General features: G+C 47.3%; 20 protein-coding genes. 5 read left to right on the forward strand and 15 right to left on the reverse strand.

The window, feature by feature from the left end:
* Positions 1 to 165: 165 nt before the first annotated feature.
* Both acpS and KB186_RS27145 read right to left on the reverse strand, forming a co-directional pair.
* Positions 166 to 552 carry a holo-ACP synthase gene (gene acpS / locus KB186_RS27140; protein WP_221869255.1) on the reverse strand — a complete coding sequence of 129 codons (387 nt, stop codon included), beginning with the start codon at positions 550 to 552 and terminating at the stop codon, positions 166 to 168.
* 152 nt (positions 553 to 704) lie between these two features.
* Complete coding sequence (locus tag KB186_RS27145; RefSeq protein WP_173611925.1) at positions 705 to 947, reverse strand: gamma-type small acid-soluble spore protein; 243 nt, start codon at positions 945 to 947, stop codon at positions 705 to 707.
* 173 nt (positions 948 to 1,120) lie between these two features.
* On the opposite strand from KB186_RS27145, the gene KB186_RS27150 reads away from it, so the two are divergent.
* Positions 1,121 to 1,372 carry a glutaredoxin family protein gene (locus tag KB186_RS27150; RefSeq protein WP_173611924.1) on the forward strand — a complete coding sequence of 84 codons (252 nt, stop codon included), beginning with the start codon at positions 1,121 to 1,123 and terminating at the stop codon, positions 1,370 to 1,372.
* Between the two features lie 21 nt (positions 1,373 to 1,393).
* Here the strand turns inward: KB186_RS27150 and KB186_RS27155 are convergent, their stop codons facing one another.
* From KB186_RS27155 to KB186_RS27190, 8 genes are all read right to left on the reverse strand, one after another.
* Positions 1,394 to 1,729, reverse strand: a complete 336-nt coding sequence (locus tag KB186_RS27155) for an ArsR/SmtB family transcription factor (protein ID WP_047074001.1) — start codon at positions 1,727 to 1,729, stop codon at positions 1,394 to 1,396.
* Between the two features lie 96 nt (positions 1,730 to 1,825).
* Positions 1,826 to 3,445 carry a GMC family oxidoreductase gene (locus KB186_RS27160; RefSeq protein ID WP_232774750.1) on the reverse strand — a complete coding sequence of 540 codons (1,620 nt, stop codon included), beginning with the start codon at positions 3,443 to 3,445 and terminating at the stop codon, positions 1,826 to 1,828.
* Entirely contained in the window at positions 3,432 to 4,034 is a 603-nt protein-coding gene (locus tag KB186_RS27165; RefSeq protein WP_232774751.1) for a gluconate 2-dehydrogenase subunit 3 family protein, read from the reverse strand. Before KB186_RS27165 ends, KB186_RS27160 begins: the two co-directional genes overlap by 14 nt.
* Positions 4,035 to 4,061: 27 nt before the next feature.
* Positions 4,062 to 4,451, reverse strand: coding sequence for a hypothetical protein (locus tag KB186_RS27170; protein WP_007721110.1), 390 nt, complete (start codon positions 4,449 to 4,451; stop codon positions 4,062 to 4,064).
* Between the two features lie 132 nt (positions 4,452 to 4,583).
* A complete protein-coding gene (locus KB186_RS27175; RefSeq protein WP_173611921.1) occupies positions 4,584 to 5,876 on the reverse strand; it encodes an arsenic transporter in 1,293 nt (430 codons plus the stop codon).
* Positions 5,877 to 5,982: 106 nt separating this feature from the next.
* On the reverse strand, positions 5,983 to 6,696 hold the full coding sequence (locus tag KB186_RS27180) for an SDR family oxidoreductase (protein ID WP_232774752.1): 714 nt from the start codon (positions 6,694 to 6,696) through the stop codon (positions 5,983 to 5,985).
* A gap of 34 nt (positions 6,697 to 6,730) precedes the next feature.
* A complete protein-coding gene (locus KB186_RS27185) occupies positions 6,731 to 7,282 on the reverse strand; it encodes an NAD(P)H-dependent oxidoreductase (RefSeq protein ID WP_221869251.1) in 552 nt (183 codons plus the stop codon).
* A 28-nt stretch (positions 7,283 to 7,310) separates the two neighbouring features.
* Complete coding sequence (locus KB186_RS27190) at positions 7,311 to 7,934, reverse strand: ester cyclase (RefSeq protein WP_173611918.1); 624 nt, start codon at positions 7,932 to 7,934, stop codon at positions 7,311 to 7,313.
* Between the two features lie 171 nt (positions 7,935 to 8,105).
* Here KB186_RS27190 and KB186_RS27195 point away from each other — a divergent pair, with 171 nt between their 5' ends.
* On the forward strand, positions 8,106 to 8,444 hold the full coding sequence (locus tag KB186_RS27195) for a winged helix-turn-helix transcriptional regulator (protein ID WP_007721121.1): 339 nt from the start codon (positions 8,106 to 8,108) through the stop codon (positions 8,442 to 8,444).
* Positions 8,445 to 8,508: 64 nt separating this feature from the next.
* Here KB186_RS27195 and pstB (KB186_RS27200) read toward each other — a convergent pair whose 3' ends face one another.
* Complete coding sequence (pstB, locus tag KB186_RS27200; protein ID WP_012684227.1) at positions 8,509 to 9,261, reverse strand: phosphate ABC transporter ATP-binding protein PstB; 753 nt, start codon at positions 9,259 to 9,261, stop codon at positions 8,509 to 8,511.
* 230 nt (positions 9,262 to 9,491) lie between these two features.
* Here pstB (KB186_RS27200) and KB186_RS27205 point away from each other — a divergent pair, with 230 nt between their 5' ends.
* Both KB186_RS27205 and KB186_RS27210 read left to right on the forward strand, forming a co-directional pair.
* A complete protein-coding gene (locus KB186_RS27205) occupies positions 9,492 to 11,537 on the forward strand; it encodes a methyl-accepting chemotaxis protein (RefSeq protein WP_173611917.1) in 2,046 nt (681 codons plus the stop codon).
* 60 nt (positions 11,538 to 11,597) lie between these two features.
* Positions 11,598 to 11,981 carry a hypothetical protein gene (locus KB186_RS27210; RefSeq protein WP_232774753.1) on the forward strand — a complete coding sequence of 128 codons (384 nt, stop codon included), beginning with the start codon at positions 11,598 to 11,600 and terminating at the stop codon, positions 11,979 to 11,981.
* 72 nt (positions 11,982 to 12,053) lie between these two features.
* Here the strand turns inward: KB186_RS27210 and pstB (KB186_RS27215) are convergent, their stop codons facing one another.
* From pstB (KB186_RS27215) to KB186_RS27230, 4 genes are all read right to left on the reverse strand, one after another.
* Positions 12,054 to 12,827, reverse strand: coding sequence for a phosphate ABC transporter ATP-binding protein PstB (pstB, locus tag KB186_RS27215; RefSeq protein WP_173611915.1), 774 nt, complete (start codon positions 12,825 to 12,827; stop codon positions 12,054 to 12,056).
* A gap of 19 nt (positions 12,828 to 12,846) precedes the next feature.
* The gene (gene pstA / locus KB186_RS27220; RefSeq protein ID WP_047073983.1) at positions 12,847 to 13,737 is read right to left on the reverse strand and encodes a phosphate ABC transporter permease PstA; all 891 of its coding nucleotides are present in this window, start codon (positions 13,735 to 13,737) and stop codon (positions 12,847 to 12,849) included.
* The gene (gene pstC, locus KB186_RS27225; RefSeq protein ID WP_007721130.1) at positions 13,738 to 14,685 is read right to left on the reverse strand and encodes a phosphate ABC transporter permease subunit PstC; all 948 of its coding nucleotides are present in this window, start codon (positions 14,683 to 14,685) and stop codon (positions 13,738 to 13,740) included.
* A gap of 89 nt (positions 14,686 to 14,774) precedes the next feature.
* A complete protein-coding gene (locus KB186_RS27230; protein ID WP_232774754.1) occupies positions 14,775 to 15,710 on the reverse strand; it encodes a phosphate ABC transporter substrate-binding protein in 936 nt (311 codons plus the stop codon).
* A gap of 184 nt (positions 15,711 to 15,894) precedes the next feature.
* Here KB186_RS27230 and KB186_RS27235 point away from each other — a divergent pair, with 184 nt between their 5' ends.
* Complete coding sequence (locus tag KB186_RS27235; protein ID WP_048036205.1) at positions 15,895 to 16,098, forward strand: DUF378 domain-containing protein; 204 nt, start codon at positions 15,895 to 15,897, stop codon at positions 16,096 to 16,098.
* Positions 16,099 to 16,339: the final 241 nt, after the last annotated feature.

Below are 16,339 nucleotides of genomic sequence, written 5' to 3' on the forward strand. Positions count from 1 at the left end.
GTCAATAGTTGCGAATGGTTACGAAGTTGGCGATATATCGCTTGGATCGGCTACAGACTTAGCCTTCCTGTGTAAGAGCAGGTAGTCCCTCCTGATCTACGCGATATAAATGTATGTCCATCCTCGTCCCAATATGCAGACAAGTTAATCGGTTTTTTCAAACATCTATCGTTCTTCTACAATGACTTGGGCAATCGCATGCGTCTGGCTATGCGAAATGCTCACATGAATATGAACGCGAGCGGGGTCAAGATCAAGCTTGCTGTACACCTCGTTCTTGATGGTCATGACGGGCTTTCCCGAATCATTCGGGAGGATTTCCATATCCAAAAAACTGAGCACAGCACCAATGCCTGTGCCCAGAGCCTTTGCTCCCGCTTCCTTGGCAGCAAATCTGCCTGCAACCATTTCCGCCTGTCTCGTCTCTGCTTTTCCCTGTAGGAGCTGTTGTTCATCTGTGGTTAAAAAGCGTTTGATTGCACTCTCTTGTCTTTTTATCAAAGTAGCGATGCGCTCTATTTCCACAATGTCTACACCTGTTCCAATGATCATGAGCACTTGCCTCCTAGTGGGCTGATTTACGAATCACAGTATCATCCACTTCCACGCTTTTGCAAGTGCGAGGATAGAAACCACATTCCATGCATAGACTTTACGTAAAAAATAAAACCCCCGCAAATTGCGAGGGCTCTGTCCGCTGGCTCCTACTCAGTAACTTGGCCAGAAGATTGTTGTGCAGCCGATTGTTGGTTTTGACGGCGAACTTCTGCAACATTTGTCTCACTTGCGAATTCAGTCGCAGTACCTTGGGAAGCAGCGCGCTGTGCAGATTGTTGGTTCTGACGACGAACCTCTGCTGCGTTTGTTTCACTTGCGAATTCAGTCGCAGTGTTTGCTGCTTGGCTAGCTTGGTTCGCTTGGCCCATACCTCTGTTTTGTTTAGGCATCGTTAACATTCACCTCCTCGACGTCACTGAATATAATTTGTACAGCCCCCTATGTGCGTATCCATCCTCATTTTTCCAAATCATGCTGTTGTTTACTTGCTTTGTCTCGACCGATCATTCATATTGGAAGGAGCAAGGCTTTTACTCTCTGCTTTTGAAAGGGGCAATTCTGTATGGCTCACAAGGTTATTATCTATACCCAAGTCACTTGCGGTCCTTGTCAGGAAGAAAAAATGTGGCTGACTTCCAACAACATTGCTTTCGAAGACAGAGACATTCGTCAAAACGAGGCGTTTTTCCAGGAAGCTATTCAGTTAGGCGCCAGCATGACACCTGTAACCCACATTGAAAAGGAAAACGGCGAGCAAATTGTCATCCATGGATTTGACAAGGAAGAACTAAAAAAAGCGTTGGATCTCAATTGATCCAACGCTTTTTACGACTGATCAGCCAAATGAAGGTTCACTTGCAACTGATTTTTGTTTGACTACTGGCGACATGTCCGGCAAGTTAGACAAAATTTGCTTCACTTCAGGACTGCATTCCGTATTAACGGAGTAATAAACCCATGGTCCTTTCCTACGCTCTTTGACCAAACCATGCGTTTTCAACTTAGCCAAGTGCTGGGAAACAGAAGGCTGGGAAGTTTGCAAAATTTCCACGAGATCACGGACACATAAGGACTGTACTTGCAGGAGAGCCATGATCGTCAAGCGCGTCTTGTCACCAAGTAGCTTATAAGTCTCTGACAAAAACAGTACCTGCATCAAATCCATTTCCATAAGGATACCCACCTTTGCCTTACATATCTGTTTATCAGTATACTATATGGCTTATATGATGGGGAAGATAGAACGCAAAAGTTATGTGAACCCTGCTTATACATCCTGCTTTTTCATCGCCTCAATGATCTTGTCTGCAGTGCGCGCAGCCAGCGCCATGACTGTATTTGTCGGGTTGCTTCCACTCGAGGTAACAAAAGTAGAAGCGCCTGCTATGAAAAGATTGGGTATGTCATGTGACTGCCCGTATTCATTCACAACAGAAGTTTCCTTGTCATTCCCCATCCGGCATCCCCCCATGAGATGAGCGGTATCAGATACCACATGCTCTGGCTGCCCCCCCATCGCTTGTATAATCCGGTTCATTTGCCCAATGGCATGCTTGTATAGCTGCTTGTCGTTCTCCTGATAACTGAACGTCACCGTAGGAATCGGCATTCCGTATTCATCTTTTTCACCTGAAAGCGTCACTCTGTTATCAGGATAAGGCAGCACTTCCCCTACCAAGGTGATCCGCGCATACATATTGTAATCCAGCATGGTCTCACGAAGCTGTTTTCCCCATAAATACGAGCCATCTTCCCTCTCGGCAGCAATGGCAGTCGCCATCGCGACCGGACGTGACCCGTGTGCACTCAATGTATATCCGCGGGCAAATCCTCGTTCCCGGTCTGTCTCGTAAAAATGCTGGGTCAAGGCAAGGACAGGTGTTCCCTTATACAACCGCACCTCCTCCGGAAGCCGTCCGTATACATCATGGCTGGAGTGGGGCATAATTGCTTTTCCTACCCATCCGCTCGAATTCGCCAGCCCTTGCGGAAACTGTGCATTCGCTGAACTGAGCAACAATCGGGGAGTCTCCACCACAAACCCGGCCAAAATGACGACACGAGCCATCTGCTTGTGCGTCAAGCCATTATGGTTAAACAACACACCGCTGACCCGGTCGCCTGCCATCAAAATTTCCGTCACCATGCAGTCGGACAGTACCTCTGCCCCTTCCGCTATCGCTTTGGGGATATGATGAATCAATCCGCTGTACTTGGCATTCGGCATGCACCCTTGATTGCAAAAGCCACGATTGATACAGGGAGGACGTCCATCAAAAGGACCCGATAAAATCGCCAGAGGCGCAACCACACTCTCGATCCCCAGCTTCTCGCACCCTTCCCGGAACAGTTGGGCATTGGCACTGATTGGCTCCCGAACGGGGTAAGGATACGGGCCTTGAAAGGAACCCCATGGAAAATGATTGGGACCTGAGACCGCAATCTCCCGTTCGATCTTGTCGTAATACGGGGCAAGATCCTGATACGTAATCGGCCAGTCCTCCCCTACGCCGTCTACGGTCTTTGTCTTAAAATCACTCTCGTGGAAACGCAGGAACACCCCCGTAAAATGCACGGTGCCTCCCCCAATTCCCCGTCCTGAGTTGTTATGTCCCAAACGCAGTGGGTCTTTGCCTGCTACCAGCCTCGTTTCCTGCCAGGCCAATCTCCGCATCGACAGCTCATCACTGGCAAAATCGTGTTGCGGGTCCCAAAACGGCCCTGCTTCCAGTACGACAACGCGCAACCCGGCCTTTGCCAGCTCATAAGCCAGCACGCCACCTGCCGCTCCAGCACCTACGATGCATACATCTGCGTCATTGGCGTATTTTCTTTGATCCACAGGAGTGGGGCGATGAGTAATCGTATGATGGTCATGACTCGTCATTTGTTTTCGCCTCCCATGGGTCCGTCAATCCTTTTTCCACCCGTACATAGCCACGCGGATAAGCGGGTCCGCCATAGCCGATATCCGACCAAACTAACGGATGTGAATAGTAAGCACTGACTGTGTCATGCAGCAACCGCTTGAAAAAATCTGCTGGAGCAAAGCCTTTCCACGCCTCCAGGTTTTGAATGCCCCCATTCGCAACGCGCTGAAGAACGGCTTCTTGCTGGTCTAGCTTCAACGCAACAAAATCAGTTCCATAAGCGGCATGACTCTCCGCATCAATCCCTTTCAAGCCCGAGCGATAGAACTCTTTTTTGGGGGGAATTCCGACCTTTCGCTGTGATTCGCCGATATTACTAGCCGTCGTATTATCCAGATGCTCCACCACATAGGTCAGCACTTCCAAACGGTGATCATTGACCAATACGCCTACGACTGTCTGCAAGAGCAAGGATTCAGGCTTCGTAAAAAATTGATTGGCAATCGCGGGCATTCGTCTGGCGCCTACCACTTTCCTGGTGTGAGCATCCCACTCTGTATGCTGGTCCCAAACATCATAGGATGGGTAACGTTTAGGCTTTTCCATGTCCTCTCACCCCTTTGAAAACGATTTTTACCAAAACAGCGCAAGAAGCCCCAATGCAGACATGGCCGTGATCAGTAAAGGAAGAATCACAGGAGGACCGACGAGAAAATTTTGACCTTGAGAATAACCTCCCACACGCTGCCCAACCCCGACCGTATGCAAATAGGCCCCGTACAAACCACCAACCATGCCGACTACCATCATCAAGGCAAACACCCAACGCAGCCACCCCGCATTCACAAACGATAAAACAATAGCAGTAACCGCAAATACAGGGAGCTCAAGCACGGGAATCCACATTGCCCAATGGCGGAAGTTTTGTCTAGAGTGAAAAAGTGTGACCTGAACCGCAATCAGGGCGAACGCCAACCCAGCAAAAAGTATCAGTACGCGTTCGATCGGCCAGCCATGCCACATGGAAACATCCTCCTTTTTACGTACATTGCGCCTATTTTTTCCGTCCTTGTCAGGTCCTATTCTGCCTATTTCACTACAAGTAGCATGATGAATAGAAAAAAGCCTGCTACTAGCCAGCAGGCTTTTCAATCCCTATGAAAAATAAACCAATGTCAAATACAATCCGAGCAAGGTGAACAACAATGTCGGTACGGTCAAAATAACCCCCGTCCGAAAATACTGCCCCCACGTAATCGTCACGTCTTTGCGTCTCAAGACGTGCAACCAGAGCAAGGTCGCAAGCGATCCGATCGGCGTCATTTTCGGCCCCAAATCGCTTCCGATCACATTCGCGTAGATCATTGCTTCCCGCAACACCCCATCTGCTTGTGTCCCTGCAATTGCCAACGCGTTGAAGATGACTGTCGGTAGGTTGTTCATGACAGAGGAAATAGCAGCAGCCAGAAAGCCTGTTCCCAATGTCGTTGCCAATAAACCATGCGCCATGAACCAATCCAAGGCGTCTTTGACCAAGTCAGTCAATTTCGCGTTGTGCAGCCCCCACACCACGACGTACATGCCAATCGAAAAAACAACGACTACCCACGGTGCTTCTTTCATAATCCGCCGCATGGCGATCGCTTCACTTTTTCTTGCAGCCAGACAAAAAATGATGGCTGCCCCTGCAATGATGATAGAAACGGGCGTATGGATGGACTCGCTAATAAAAAAACCAATCAACAAGACCGCAAGAATCGGCCACGCCAGGCGAAACATTCTGTGGTCGCGAATCGCTTCCTCCGGATTTTTCAGATGGGAAAGGTCAATCTGCGCTGGGATGCTTTTGCGAAAATATAGGTACAAAACCAGCAGGCTTCCACCAATCGAAAACAAAGTCGGAATGATCATTTTGGCCGCATACGCAGCAAAGCCAATATCAAAATAGTCAGCAGAAACAATATTCACCAGATTGCTAATCACAAAGGGCAAAGAGCTCGTATCTGCAATGAACCCGCTCGCCATGACAAATGCCAAAACTGTTTTCCCATCCAGCTTTAGTGCCCTCACCTGTGCCAACACAATCGGCGTCAGGATTAGGGCTGCCCCATCATTCGTAAACAAAGCGGATACGAGTGAACCAAGCAGGATCACATAAACGAACATCAACCGCCCATTCCCTTTGGCAAAACGGGCCATATGAAGCGCAGCCCATTCAAAAAAACCGACTTCGTCCAATACGAGCGAGATGATGATAATCCCAATTAGCGCGAGCGTCGCATTCCAAACAATGGAGGTTACCTCTGCAACATCACCGATCGTGACTACCCCAATCGCCAAGGCCAACAGTGCTCCACCGACAGCCGGATAACCAATCGACAACCCCCGCGGTTGCCAGATAACCAATGTCAACGTAATCAGAAAAAGGAAGAATGAAATCCAAACCACCGCATGTATCTCCTTTCCTAAAGCAAAAAAGAACGGACCTCAAAAAGTCCGCTCTCCTACCATACTACAAATTGAAATGATCTGAAACGTCAAGTAATGGAATCCTTTAAAGTAAAATGTGGCCACCTTCTACATGAAGTACAGTTCCGGTAACAAAACTATTTTGGAGCAGGTATAGTACGCTTTGTGCGACGTCTTTCGCTTGTCCAACTCTCTTCACAGGGAGTTTGTCTGCCAATGTTGCATAGAAATTTTCGCGCACATCTTCAGGCATTTTACTCCGTGATGGCGTATCAATAATGCCAGGTGAAACGATATTCACTCGGATTGGTGCCAGTTCCAAGGCGAGGGTTTGCCCCAGATTCGAAACCGCCGCATTGACTGCGCCAAGGGCAGAAGAACCAATCATCGCTTTGTAGGCGACAACCCCGGAGAATAAGGTGATGGAACCGTTTGTTGAAATCTTCGGCGCTCCGTACTTCGCCGCGAAGTATTGACCCCAAAATTTGTTGTCGAACAGCTTCCGCGCTTGGGCTGTATCCGTTTGAAGGAATGAACCACCTGATGTTTCCGCTGCGCTGACGACCAGATGATCAAACGTACCTACTTTTTCAAAAAAGGCCTGAACCTGCTCCTCATCGGTGGTATCTAACGTATACGCCGAGGCTTTGGAGCCAAGACTCTCTTTTGCCTTCTGCAATTTATCTTCGGAGCGGCTGGCAATGATCACTTCTGCTCCTAGCGCTACTGCCTGTTTGGCTGTCTCCAAACCAATTCCGGAGCTTCCGCCGATGATGACTATCTTTTGATTGTGCAACATGATAGGATCTTTCCCCTTTACTGTGAGATTTTCATTAGAAGCTCAATACCTGTTTGAGATGCGCCTCGAGTTCGGATACAAATCGGTCGATCTGCGGATTTTTGATAACATCATAGCAAGCAAAGCTCTTTACAGGTTGCATGCCTAAAAATTCCTGTACGCGGTGCAAATGACTAATTGCATCCTCAAGGCTTTCCCCTTTAAAAAATTGGGTTGGATCGTTAAATGCTTTTTCTGGGGCATTCCAAGTCGTGGAGAACATATATTTTTTGTCGGTTAATAAACCGCCTCTACCGTATTGATTAGCCCCCTTGAAAAACAAACCGTACGCATATACTTCATCCATATATGTTTTCATTAACCCAGGGACACTGAACCAGTAGATGGGTGTTTGATAAATGACCATATCTGCCCAGAGAAATTTCTGGTGCTCTTCTTCGACTTTGTATCCGTTTTGAATAATGGTAGTTCGTACATCGTTCTCTTTTTCGAGCAAACTCACCATATGATCCATCAAGGTTTGGTTCAGTTTCCCCTCCGATGAGCCATATTTTTGGTGACCATTGATGATAAGGATTTTTTTCATTTTTAACATCTCCTTTACGTTAGTTCGTTCAATTTTCCGCTACGACACCAATTTGTTGCATAAAGGTTAAATTGTCTTCCAGGTGCCAGTCTTCAACAAGCTTCCCATCCTTGATGCGCAAAACATCGATTGCCATAAATTGAATGGGCTTCCCGGTCAGAGATTTTCCCATAAACTCGCCTTTGCTCGTACCCGTAAAAGAAAGACGAGCTGTCACCTTGTCCCCCACTACCAGTAAATCCTCAATTTTGCATTGCAAGTCGGGAACTGCTTTACGGAAGTTGCGAGAAGCAAATAACAAGCCATCCGGACCTTGAGGTCTTCCTTTCGGCAACGTGTTATCAATGAAACTTGGAGAAACGGTTTGTGAAATAAGTTCCTCATTCCCCGTGTTCCAGAATCCGTAGAAACGTTGAGCGGCCTGTACCATTTCAGTAGCTTTCGTTGAATCCAACGAGGAATCAATCGTCATCGAAACGGGTTGTGGAAGATCCTTCAATAGTTGTACGTCTGTCTTGGCGGACAACACAGCCGTTTGATTATCATAAGCAGACGTTTTCGAATCAGTAGCGCATGCTGTTGTGAACAGCATCGTCCCGAAGATGACAGCAATACCAGCTATCGAACTCATTCTTTTTGTGCGTGGAATCATATTGTTCCAATCAACTCCTTATTTAGAGTGGAAGTATCGGTTCACATTGCTATTGTAACGACAGTAACTTCATTTATGGAAGTAGTGATATTAAATTCATATAGTTTCCGAAAAGATACTATTGCGCTATAATAGCCAAAAAACCCTACTATTTTTTTGGAGGATATTCCGATGAACGTTCTTGAACCAATCGAACTGAACAAAGGAACCCCAGGCCAACCTTGCCCCATTGCCAAAACGCTTGACGTAATCGGGACCAAATGGACCTTTTTAATCATTCGGGATCTGCTTATCGAAGGAACGCTGCGTTTCAGCGACCTGCTGAAATCCATGGATGGGATTAGTCCAAAAACACTGTCGCTTAGACTTAAGGAATTGGAAGAGCACGGCATATTGGAAAGGAAGGTGTTTCCGGAAGTCCCTCCGCGTGTGGAATATACGTTAACGGAGAAAGGGAAACGATTGGAAGGTATTTTCATTGAGTTAAAGAGGTTTGGGTTGCATTTATAAACGTTTGGAAATCAAAAAGAGCGGACCTCGAAAAGTCCGCTCTTTTACCATCATGCCTATTGAATTATCCGAAACGTCCGGTAATGTAATCCTCTGTTCTTTTGTCACGAGGATTTTGGAAGATCGTCGGGGTGCTGTCAAACTCGACTAGCTCTCCATTCAAGAAAAACGCAGTCTTATCGGAAATACGTGCTGCCTGCTGCATGTTGTGTGTCACGATTACAATCGTATAACGGTTCTTCAGCTCTTCCAACAGTTCTTCGATTTTGGCTGTCGAAATCGGGTCTAATGCAGAGGTTGGCTCATCCATCAAAATGATCTGTGGCTGAACAGCGAGTGCCCGTGCGATACAGAGGCGTTGCTGCTGTCCACCGGAAAGCCCTGTTGCGGGCTTTTTCAGTACATCCTTCACTTCATCCCAAAGGGCTGCTGCCTTGAGGCTTGTCTCTACCAACTCGTCCAGCTTGTTACGATCATTCATGCCGTGTAGTCTCGGCCCGTACGTGATGTTGTCATAGATGCTTTTCGGAAATGGATTCGGATGCTGAAACACCATGCCGATATTTTTGCGAAGTCGCTCAACTTCTACACGGGAGCTATAAATATCCTCGTCGAAGACTTTTACCGTTCCCGTAATTTTGGTGTTCGGTACAGAGTCGTTCATTCGGTTCAACGTCCGTAAAAATGTAGATTTACCACAGCCAGACGGACCAATTAAGGCTGTAATGGAATCAGACTCTACATCCAGATTTATATGATAGAGGGCTTGCTTATTACCGTAGAAGAGATTCAACTCTCTCACCGAAATAACGCTCATACGGTCTTCGCTCCTTCGTGGTTGTTACGTCTTTTTACTTCCCCACTATAGCGCACCAATGTTAGGTTTCCGTGTGAAGTTTATTAAGTTTCGTTAAAGATTTCGTTTTAGGACTTTTTACATAGGTCATCTTACATTAATTTATGGTAAATCTTGCTGGCAAAGCATATACGCTCCTCTAGGTACCCCCTACAATAAAGCTGAACGTTTTGATAAGGGGAGAACAATTAATGCTAGACATAAAAAAACTATGGGGTCACTCGTCGTTTCATTATCGTTCAATTTTCACCAGGCTGTTCGCAGGCATCATGGGCATGGTTGTCTGCATGATGGCAATTGCCGCTTTCTTCATCAGCTATCAATCCGAAGCCACACTCAATGAAAAAACAAAGCAGCAATTACACGAAGCATCAGGTGCAGCTCTACAGAAGGTACATAGCAGGGTCTATGACATCGTGACCGCCTTGCAATCATTTGCTTCCACTTATAAAAACAGCAAGATCACGAACAGTCAGATCTTTGGCATTTTTACAGATTTGTCTACCAGCAATCCTACGATTTCCGAATTACAAATCGTCACCACGGACGGAAAGTATTTGACCTTTCCGGGATCACCCCTCGACAGTTCCTACGATCCGCGAAAAATGGACTGGTATGAGGGGGCATTGAACCAACCGCAGCAGGGGGTTTTTGTCTCAGATGTCTTCCAGTTTTCCAAGACGGAGTTTCCCAAAATTGCCGTCTCACTCCCTTTGCGCAATGAAGATGAGGAGCCAGTAGGCGTCGTCGTGGCATTCGTCTCTGTTCCGAAGCTGAGCGAATCAATCGGGCAGATTAAACTGGGCGAAACCGGGTATGCCATGATCGTTGATCAACAAGGCAAGCTGGTCGCTCATCCTGATCAATCCTACGCGTTGCAGCGCCCTCTTCTCTCCGAGCTGGCCATCGTACAAAACGTCATCGCTGGTCAATCTGGGTACGAGCCGAGCAGGATCAATGAGGTGGACTCATTTGCCGCCTATCAATTTGACCCCTCCCTAAAATGGGGAGTGATCGTCGCACAGTCGGTATCCGAGGTAAAGCAAGAGGTTCGCCGCCTTCAGTTAACTATTTTGGCCGTCTCACTCGTCGGACTTGCTGCACTCGCACTCATGTTGTATGTGTATGTTCGCCGAATCATCAAGCCGATTAAGGAAGCACAACAAAAAATGTCCGCCTTTAGCGAGGGGGATCTGCTGCAAACCATGCACGTTCAAAGTAATGATGAAATTCGCCAGCTGGCTGACAGCTTCAATCGAATGAGTGAACAAATCCGGACGATCATCGGTAAAATCCAGTACGTCATCTCAGACGTCAAACAAGTAGCCGATCATGTCGGAAAAGGCTCCCGCCATTCTCACGCCATGCAGTCAGAAGTCGTATCCGTAACAGAGCGGCTGGCCCAAGAAATGGACAACCAGCAGGAGCAGATCGATGATATTCACGCCACGATGGCCGACATCACGCAAGAAATGTCTCGGATCACTGACTCCATGGAAAAAGCAATTGTACAGAGCCGGGAATCACGTCAGCAAAATGCCAGAGCAGCAACCTCCATTGATTTGCTAAAAGAAAATATGCACAATATCTCGGAGGATATGAAGGCTTCTATGCATGCCATGTCCTCCATGAGAGAAAGCATGAGTGACATCAACGAAATGCTCGGTCTGATTTCTGCCATCTCCAAGCGAACCAAGCTTTTGTCCTTTAATGCTCGAATCGAAGCTTCCAGGGCTGGACAAGCTGGGATCGGCTTCAGCGTCGTAGCAGACGAAATTCGCTTGCTGTCCGACCAGACGGAAGAGGCATCGGCCCGTATTCAAAAGGTAATTGAATCAGGGGAAGAACGAATGGAGCACGTAGCTGCCTGCTTGCAAACGACCGATCATGCTACTGTAAATGGCATTCAAACCTTGCACCAGGCCGCTTCTATCTTCCACAATACGATCCAGCTCAGTGAAGCGTTGACTGCTCAATTTGAATCGATCAGAATGCTCACAGGAACAATCTCGATACAGAGCCAAGCCATTTCGCAGCGGGTAGACAATCTGTCCGCCTCTGCACAGCAAGTAGTTTCAGGCACACAGCAGGCCGTAGCTGCCAATCAAGAAAGCCTATCCTTATCGGAACAATTTCTCGATGACTCCCTGCGCCTGACAGAAATCGTGGAGGATCTGGAGCAAACTATCAAATTTTTCCGAGCGGGAGAAACAACCCCTTCTTTGAAAAATTCATGATATCATAAAGTGAATGGGAACTTTTCACAAACCTATCCTACGAAAGGGGATGTCTGGACCTTGGATAAGCGTTCCATTCACTTTTATGTCATTGCCCTATTTGTACTGCTAGCAATGTCCCTCGTAACCTTTATCAAGGTCTTTGATCAAAGCCACTATCTGCGTTACTTGTTTGTGGCGATATTTTTTGTTGGCTTGATAGTCGGTTACGTTCGATACTGGATGAAGGTCAAAAGCGAGAACATGCAGCATCAAAGCAAATGGTACAGGTATGGATTTTTACTTGCTTTTGCCCTCATCTATATGGCTATCAAATATGGTGTAAAAGCTGTTGTAGGTTATGAGGCTTCCAGCGAAGACTACGGCATTGTCATCGCGTTCTTTTTCTTGGGTCTGTTTATTTCCTACTATGGTTTTTATGCACGATATTTGCGGAAAGTCTGAAACCAAAAGCACAAGAAGCCCTCCTGCAAGCTGATTTGCTTGGGAGGGCTTCTTGTGCTTTTCTATTCTCTCTTAGCCAAAACGTCCGCTAATATAATCCTCGGTTTTTTCGTTTTCAGGTGATGTGAAGATTTTCCCTGTCTCATCCATCTCGATCAGCTCACCCATCAGGAAGAAGGCGGTTTTCTCAGAAATTCGCGCTGCCTGATGGAGGTTATGGGTAACGATTACGATCGTATACTCATCTTTTAGCTGCATGACCAGCTCTTCGATTTTCATGGTAGAGATCGGATCGAGAGCGGAAGCCGGTTCGTCCAACAGCAAAATGGTTGGCTGCATCGCAATTGCACGCGCGATACAAAGCCTTTGCTGCTGTCCACCAGAAAGGGAGAGTGCTGAGTCGCGAAGACGATCTTTTACCTCATCCCAAAGGGCTGCTTTTCGCAAGCTCGATTCAACCAATTCGTCCAAATCACGTTTATTGGTCATCCCATGGAAACGCGGTGCAAATGCGATGTTTTCATAAATCGATTTAAAAAATGGATTCGCTCGTTGGAAAACCATTCCTACCACTTGGCGCAGGCTCTCGATGTTTACTTGCGAGTTGTTAATGTCGATACCATCCACAATAATGGAGCCCTCTACTCGACAAGAAGGAACCAGATCATTCATCCGGTTCAAGCTCCGTAGAAGCGTCGATTTCCCGCATCCGGACGGGCCAATAAAGGCCGTCACGGAGTTGCGTTCAATATTCATTGATATATTTTTTACGGCGTGCTTCTCTCCGTAGTATACATTCACGTTATTCGTCTGAATGATCGTTTCTTGCATGGTCAGTACGGACATGGCTGCCACCTACCTCTTCTTAGTTTGATCCTGACGTCATCTTTTTGTAAACCCAATTCCCGAACCAACGAGCGGAAAGGTTAAAGAGCAAGACGGCAATAATCAGAACAGCAGCCGCGCCATCTGCGACATCACGTGCATCCGGTGTCAGCCCCTCGCTGTTTACCTTCCAAATATGCACGGCCAAGGTCTCGGCAGGACGGAACGGATTCAGAGGTGAAGTTGTACTGTTCATCGAGAAGTCGGTGAAATCCAGATTCGGTGAAGACATCCCTGCCGTAAACAGCAAGGCAGCCGCTTCCCCAAATACACGACCAGATGCCAAAATGGCACCCGTAATGATACCTGGGAGTGCTGCTGGAAGGATGACTGACACGATGGTACGCCATTTGGTAATACCAAGCGCGAGACTCGCTTCCTTTTGACTGCGTGGTACGTTGCGCAGTGCATCCTCTGTTACACGAACCAAGAGCGGCAGGTTAAATACCGTCAGCGCAAGTGCTCCACCAAACAGGGTATAGCCCCAGCCAGTCATATTTACGAACACGAGCAATCCAAACAAACCAACTACGATAGACGGAAGAGAAGACAATACTTCTATACTCATGCGGATGAACTGTGTAATCTTGTTATCCGGCGCATATTCAGCCATATAAATGCCTGCTCCGATCCCGAGCGGCAACGCGATCAGCATGGTCAGGACCAGCAAGTACAACGAGTTGAAAAGCTGTGGTCCAATCCCGCCACCCGCATTGACAATATCCGGCGGAGAGGTCAAAAAGTCGAGATTCAGCTTATGCCAACCTTGCGAGAGAATGAAGCCCAATAGTCCCACCAAGGTACCGATAATCAGTACGGCAATCAGTGTCAAAACAACAGTAGCAGCGCGGTCCATCAGTCTCGCTTTCATCTATTTTGCCAACCTCTTTCTGCCCAACAGGCGCAAAATCACGATAAAGATGAAAGACATCGCCAAGAGCAGCAAAGCCATTGACCAGAGAGCATTGTTATACGGAGTTCCTTGAATCGTGTTCCCCATGTTCAATGTGATACCGCTAGTGAGCGTACTGATCGGTTCGAGCAAACCGCCTGGCAGCTTCGTTGTGTTACCGATAACCATCTGCACAGCCAAAGCTTCTCCAAAAGCGCGGGACATTCCCAAAACAATGGCCGTCAAACAGCCAGGAAGCGCGGAATGCAACACGACATTCCAAATGGTTTGCCAGCGAGTAGCACCCAGTGCGAGCGAAGCATTGCGCAAATCTTGCGGAACAGCCTCGATAGCATCTGCTGCCACACTCGTAATGGTTGGCAAAATCATCAAGGCAAGAACAAGTCCCCCTGCCAATAAGCTGAAGCCAAGAACATCAAATTGTTCCCGAATAAATGGAACAAGCAAAGTTAGTCCAACATAACCGTAAACCACCGATGGAATACCTACCAACAGCTCGATAACCGGCTTCAATACTTTTTTCCCGAAGCCAGGAAAGATTTCTGTCATAAAAATAGCGGCGCCGATTCCGAGTGGCGCGGCAATTAAAGCAGCCAATGCCGTTACGAAAAACGAACCGAGGATAAAGGGCAACACACCATACGCGGAGGGTTCACCTTCTGGGTCCCATTTGTCATGGGTTAAAAATTCTTTGAAGCTTACTCCATCGACAAAGAACGTCGACAGCCCTTTTGAAGCAATAAAATAGGTGATCGATAGAACGACAATAACGAGCAAACCCGCACAAATCATCGCGATGGTTTTGCCAGTAATATTCTCTGTTTTTTGACGCTTGTTCGTTGTCAGCATTTTTTGCGCAATCATCGATTGACGCTCTGTATTTACCCCTTCAGTACGATGGCTCATGTTCTCCCTCCTGGAAAGAAAACGACTGTACGCAAGCAAAATGAGGGGAAGGCCCCCCTACCCCTCTATTTTGCTGTTGACGATAACGCTTATTTTTGTGTTACTTTGCCTTCTGCATCACGTTCCACTTTCATGTCTGTGATTGGCAGGAAGCCCAATTCTGTAACGGTTTTCTTTTGTACTTCGTCAGTCAGGATGAAGTCGAGGAATGCTTTTGCATCGCCAGTTGCTTCACCTTTGGTGTACATATGCTCGTACGCCCATACTGGATATTTGTTCGTTGTAATGTTTTCTGCGTTTGCTTCCACGCCATCCAATTTCAGAGCTTTTACAGTGTCATTGAAGTAGGACAGTGCCAAGTAACCAATTGCACCTGGTGTTTCTGCAATGATTTTGCGAACAGTACCGGAGGAATCCTCTGTGATACCTTCTGCTTCTTCTTTGCCATCCAACGCGAATTTGCTGAATGTCGCGCGAGTTCCGGAAGATTTCGGACGGTTAACCAGCGTGATCTTCATATCTTCGCCGCCAACTTCTTTCCAGTTGGTGATTTTTCCGGTGAAGATGTCGATCAATTGTTGCTTGGACAAGTTGTCCACTTTTACTTGCGGGCTTACCGCTGCTGCCATACCGACAACCGCTACCTTATGGTCTACCAGTTCGTTTGCTGGAATGCCTTTTTTCTCTTCTGCAAAAATATCAGAGTTACCAATCGTTGCTGCACCGCTTGCTACTTGGCTCAAGCCCGTGCCGCTTCCTCCGCCTTGTACTTGGATTTGTGCGCCTGCATTTTTTGCCATAAAGTCCTTGGCCGCTTGCTCGACCAGAGGTTGTAAAGCGGTAGAACCCACTGCTGTTACAGGTTCACCGGAAGTTTTTGTTGTCGAACCAGAGTTGCTTTGCTCCTGGGCTGGTTGTTGCGCTGGTGCTGGTGTTTGTGTCTGCGCAGTGTTGCCGCTTCCGCACCCCGCGAGTAATGCCCCTACACATGTCAGCGCAATAAACATTTTGCTGAGTTTTTTCATTGGATGAAAATCCTCCTTAAAAGGTTCGGTTTGTTTTTTCTCTCTTACAAGTACAAACTATACAGCGGGAATGTTGTCGTATTATGTTGTGAATGTAAAGCTTTCTTAAAGATCCCGGAATTCCTGTTGTAAAACGGCGCAAACATGGGAATAATGTCCCTATTCTTTTGGTGGGGGTGTCCATGTGGAACGTTTGGCCTTGCTTTTTGTTATCATCGGTGCCCTGAACTGGGGATTAATCGGGTTGTTTCAATTCGATTTGGTCGCGAGCTTGTTTGGTGGAGCGGAGTCTATCGTAAGTCGAATCGTGTATACGTTGGTAGGCTTGTTTGGGGTATATGCCATCAAGTTTCTCTTCACGGATCGGGAAGAAACGCCAACAACATAAGAAAACTATGTCCGGCTGTTGGGGAGAGGAGGAAACAGGAGAAAACGCTCAGCTTCTTGTCCCACCAGCTGTGGGATTCACTGCCCGCCTCCATGAAAAAAAGCGAAACCCGCGTCCAAAGTCGTCCATTCAAGAGGTGTCTCAGAGGTGGACGCTAAAAGCTTGTTTCTCTTTTTTTCATTACGCCTCGGTCGGTGTACCAAAGATCTTCGCTTATTTCTCCTGTTTCCTCTACGAGCTT

The organism is Brevibacillus sp. AF8 (assembly GCF_021270385.1).
In the GTDB taxonomy this organism is placed as follows: domain Bacteria; phylum Bacillota; class Bacilli; order Brevibacillales; family Brevibacillaceae; genus Brevibacillus.